This window comes from Deinococcus sp., from assembly GCF_030523985.1.
Lineage (GTDB): Bacteria > Deinococcota > Deinococci > Deinococcales > Deinococcaceae > Deinococcus.
Genome location: NZ_JAUNHK010000039.1, coordinates 2,090 through 5,892 on the forward strand (window position 1 = coordinate 2,090; position 3,803 = coordinate 5,892).

General features: G+C 68.9%; 4 protein-coding genes and 2 pseudogenes. 4 read left to right on the top strand and 2 right to left on the bottom strand.

Annotation, left to right across the window (positions count from 1 at the left end; translation table 11 throughout):
• The 3 genes and pseudogenes from Q4C89_RS07545 to Q4C89_RS07555 all read left to right on the top strand — a co-directional run.
• A pseudogene (locus Q4C89_RS07545) lies at nt 1-704 on the top strand (cell ssuface protein containing Ig-like domain protein); the annotation flags it as partial.
• The gene (locus tag Q4C89_RS07550; RefSeq protein WP_303101995.1) at nt 701-1,168 is read left to right on the top strand and encodes a hypothetical protein; all 468 of its coding nucleotides are present in this window, start codon (nt 701-703) and stop codon (nt 1,166-1,168) included. The pseudogene Q4C89_RS07545 and the gene Q4C89_RS07550, both read left to right, overlap by 4 nt.
• Nucleotides 1,165-1,695, top strand: a complete 531-nt coding sequence (locus Q4C89_RS07555; protein WP_303101996.1) for a hypothetical protein — start codon at nt 1,165-1,167, stop codon at nt 1,693-1,695. The genes Q4C89_RS07550 and Q4C89_RS07555 overlap by 4 nt, the downstream gene beginning before the upstream one ends.
• Nucleotides 1,696-1,759: 64 nt before the next feature.
• On the opposite strand, the gene Q4C89_RS07560 is transcribed toward Q4C89_RS07555, so the two are convergent.
• Nucleotides 1,760-1,939 carry a hypothetical protein gene (locus Q4C89_RS07560; RefSeq protein WP_303101997.1) on the bottom strand — a complete coding sequence of 60 codons (180 nt, stop codon included), beginning with the start codon at nt 1,937-1,939 and terminating at the stop codon, nt 1,760-1,762.
• A gap of 53 nt (nt 1,940-1,992) precedes the next feature.
• Nucleotides 1,993-3,465, bottom strand: coding sequence for a beta-N-acetylhexosaminidase (gene nagZ / locus Q4C89_RS07565; protein ID WP_303101998.1), 1,473 nt, complete (start codon nt 3,463-3,465; stop codon nt 1,993-1,995).
• Between the two features lie 45 nt (nt 3,466-3,510).
• Between nagZ and Q4C89_RS07570 the strand changes: the two are divergent.
• Nucleotides 3,511-3,803 (top strand): annotated as a pseudogene (locus Q4C89_RS07570) (N-acetylmannosamine-6-phosphate 2-epimerase); the annotation flags it as partial.

Consider the following 3,803-nt stretch of genomic DNA (forward strand, 5'->3'; position numbering starts at 1 on the left):
TCAGCGGCACCCCCACCAAGTCGGGCAGCTACACCTTTTCTATCGAGGCCACCGATGCCAACCTGAGTACCCGCGTGCAGGAATTCACCCTCAACGTGGACGCGCTGCCGCCTCTCTCCCTGCAACCCACCCTGCCCCCGAGCGACATTCGCGGCGAGACCCGCATTCCGCTGACCATCAAAGCCCCGCGCAACGTGCGGGCGACCCGTTTGAGCTGGGACCTCGGCAAGGACGTGGAAGTGACCCGCGTGCAGCCGGGCGACCCCAGCAGCCTCCTGTTCTGGCGGCAAAGCGGCACGGTGCTGACGCTGGACATCGGGTTCCGCACGGTGCCGCGTGCCGACGCCCGCATCGCCCTGATTACGGTCAAGCCCAAGAAGGCGGTGCGCCTCAAGACCGATAGCCTGGGTTACGAAGCGCGGGACGGCGCGGGCACCCTGCTGGCCGAGAAAAAGCGCCCCGGCACCGAGGAGCCGCCCGCCGACAAGAAGGACGACACGAAGGAGAGCGCCCAGCAAGGCGCTGCCCCAGCGCAGCCCGGCACGACGACGGACGCCAAATCGGACAAGACTCCGGCGGCCACCCCTCCCATCGGCCCCACCCAACCCGCCGACGTGACGACCAGCCCCCTGCCCTCTCCGGCACTGCCCACCCCCGAAGCCCCGCCAAGCACGCCCCCCGCGACTGGAGGCAACAGCAAATGAAAGGTCTGAACATTCTCGCGGCGGCCGCGTTGCTGGTTCCGGGCGCGGCCCAGGCCACCTCGGTTGCCCCACTGACGCTGGAGCAGCAGGCCCGCAAGGCCGAGGTCATCGTGCGCGTCACCCTCGGCACCGCGCAGACCGTCAAGGAAGGAGACGTGCCCTACCTCGTCTATCCGCTGGAGGTCAAGGAAGTCATCGCGGGCGACGTGGCGAGCCTGCCGCAGTTTGAGGGCAAACCCGCGCTGTATTTCCTGCAGGGCGTGCAGGATTTGCCCAAACTGAGCGCCCAGCAGGACGCCCTGGCGCTGCTGTATACGCGGCGACTCGACAGCCCGGTCGTGGGCTTCAATCAGGGCTGGTATTCCATTGAGGACGGCAAGGTGAAAGCAGGCGACGCGGAAAAGCCCATCACCGACCCGGCGGCCCTGCGTGACGCGCTGCGGGCGGCCCGGGGGAACAAATGAAGCGGGCGTTTGTCCTCATGGCGCTGCTGCTCGGCGCGGCGAATGCGGTCGAGGTCAAGCTGCGGCCCCAGGGTGACGCGCTGACCCAGGCGGTACGCGTGGCCCTCGCCGAGCTGTCCACCAAAGATTTGCCCGTGACCCTGAACACGGGCGGCGGCCCCACCCTCACGCTAGGTGGCGTGGGTGTGAGTGCCGCGCCCTTCAATCCCGATGTGGCGGCCCGCGTGGTCGTGGTGGACGGCGAACGGCGCATCGAATTCAATCCGCAGGGGCCGCTGCCGCTGGCCGACGCGGTGCGGGCCGAACTGGGGCGGGAACTGAACATCAAGACCTGGACGCCCGCCGGGGCCGCCGCCCGCTTCAGCGGCGCCGACCTGAATGGCGACGGGGCCGTGAATCTGGCCGACCTCGCCCTGCTGATGGAAAACCTGGGCAAGGAAGGAGCGGTGACGGGCGACCTCAACGCCGACCGCAAGGTGGACGACGCCGACCTCAAATTGTTCGGCAAGCAGTACCAGTTGCCTTGAGCAGGGCACCAAGAAGGCCCGAAAGCGATGTGTCTTCCGGGCCGTTCGCGTCGAGTTTCGGGTTTTACAGGTCGAGGGGGTCAGGGCTTTGGGTGGCGATTTTGGCCTGTTCCTTCTCGTTGTCCTGAATGGTCTTCTGCTTGCCTTCGCCGCCCAGACCGGGGTTGACGTTTTCCGGGGTGGCGCTGGGCAGGTCGTCGCTGGCGTTGCTGTCGATGTGGGCGAGATCTCCGGGATCGGTCATGGGCCAATTATGCCGCCCAGCCCACCCCCCGACAGGCGGCATGAAGGCTTGCTTTAGGGCTGCGCGGGGCCAAAAGGCAGCGTGCCCGGCAACTCGGCCTCGCCCCGCAGCCAGCTCAGCAGCGCCGCGCGGGCCTCGGGGCGAAAGCCGTAGGTCAGCACGGCGGGTGCGTCCACGTCCAGCACGGCGTAGGGGTTGTAGAGCGCCAGATGGAGGTCGGGCCGCAGCCCCCGCAGAGCGCCTTGGCGCTGGCGTGAAGTGGTCGCCAGCAGCACCGGCCCCCGCGCCCGCAACGCCGCCCAGTCGAGCGTGGACAGTTCGGTGTACTCATCGAAGGCGTGCAGCTCCACGTCGTAGACCTGTCCCAGTTCGCGGGCGAGGGTCTCGGCACCAGCGGCGGCTTCACTCACGTTCTCTCGCTGCGGCAGGCGATGGGCGACCAGTTGCACCCGCGTGCCGGGGGCGGGGGGCTGGGGCAAATTCCACGCGGTCAGGCCCCGCGCCCAGGCGCCCGTCAGCAGCGGCGCGTCGGTCTGCGGGTCGAGGGCTGAGTCGGCCTGCGCCGGAAAGCGCCGCGCCAGCGCGTGCAGCCGTTCCAGCTTGGCCTCCACTTCGGCGGCACTCGCGGGGTCTTGCAGGTATTCGCGCACCGCGTCCAGCGTCTGCTGCTGCACCTCGCGGCGGCCCAGCGCCATCACCAGGTCGGCCCCCGCCCGCAGCGCCTGCACCGCCGCTTCGCCGCGCCCATAGTTCGCGTCTATCGCCTGCATCCCCATGCTGTCGGTCACGATGACGCCCTCATAATCCCAGTTCCGGCGCAGCAGCCCAGTCAAAATCTCGGGAGAGAGGGTCGCGGGCCGCTCAGCATCCAGAGCGTCATAGACGATATGCGCGGTCATCAGGGCAGGCGTGTCGGGCAGCAGGTCACGGAAGGGCGCGAGTTCGCCCGCCTCCAGTTCGGCGCGGCTCCCCTGCACGCGGGGCAGCGCGAGGTGGCTGTCCTGATGCGTGTCGCCGTGACCGGGAAAGTGCTTGACACAGGGGGCGACCCCTTCGCGCACATGCCCCGCCAGCGCCGCTCGCCCGTGTCGCGTCACCCGCGCCGCGTCCGCGCCATACGCCCGGTCCCCAATCACCGGGTTGGCCGGGTTCACGTTGATGTCCAGCACCGGGGCAAAATTCCAGTTGACGCCCACCGAGCGCAGTTGCCGGGCCAGGGCGGCGTTCACTTCCTCGGTCAGTTGCGCGTCGTCGCTGGCTCCCAGACTCATCGCACTCGGCGCAAAGGGCCAGAAATCGGGCCGCACGATGGCCCCGCCTTCGTGGTCAAGGGCGATCAGGGCGTGTTCTCCCATCACTTCGCGCAGGTCGGCGCACAACTGGCGCAGTTGCTCGGCACTCTGCACGTTCTTGCCGAACAGACACACCGCCGTGATGCCGCCCTGCCGCAGGTACTGCGCCGTTTCGTCGTCCAGCACGGGGCCGGGGATGTCGATCATCAGGAGCTGGCCGGGAAGGGGAGACATAAGGGCCAGTGTAGAGGCTGGGCGCATCTGGTCTACCCTGTGCTTATGCCCTCTGCTCTCGACCGCCTCGGTTCCCCGCTTATCGTCAGCGTGCAGGCCGACGACGGCAGCCCCCTGCGCGAAACCTCGCATATCGTCGCGCTCAGCCGCGCCGCGCTGCTGGGAGGAGCGGGTGGGCTGCGGCTGCGCTCCGCCGCCGACATCCAGGCCGTGCGCCCGCTGACCGGGTTGCCCATCATCGGCCTGACCAAGCAGACCCACCCCGGCACCGCCGTCTACATCACCGCCACGCCCGGCGAGGTGCGCGAGGTGGCGCGGGCGGGGGCCGATCTGGTGGC

Coding starts and splice junctions, on each gene's coding strand:
- Q4C89_RS07550 (WP_303101995.1), top strand. CDS start 701: ATGAAAGGTCTGAACATTCTCGCGGCGGCCGCGTTGCTGGTTCCGGGC.
- nagZ (WP_303101998.1), bottom strand. CDS start 3,465: ATGTCTCCCCTTCCCGGCCAGCTCCTGATGATCGACATCCCCGGCCCC.
- Q4C89_RS07560 (WP_303101997.1), bottom strand. CDS start 1,939: ATGACCGATCCCGGAGATCTCGCCCACATCGACAGCAACGCCAGCGAC.
- Q4C89_RS07555 (WP_303101996.1), top strand. CDS start 1,165: ATGAAGCGGGCGTTTGTCCTCATGGCGCTGCTGCTCGGCGCGGCGAAT.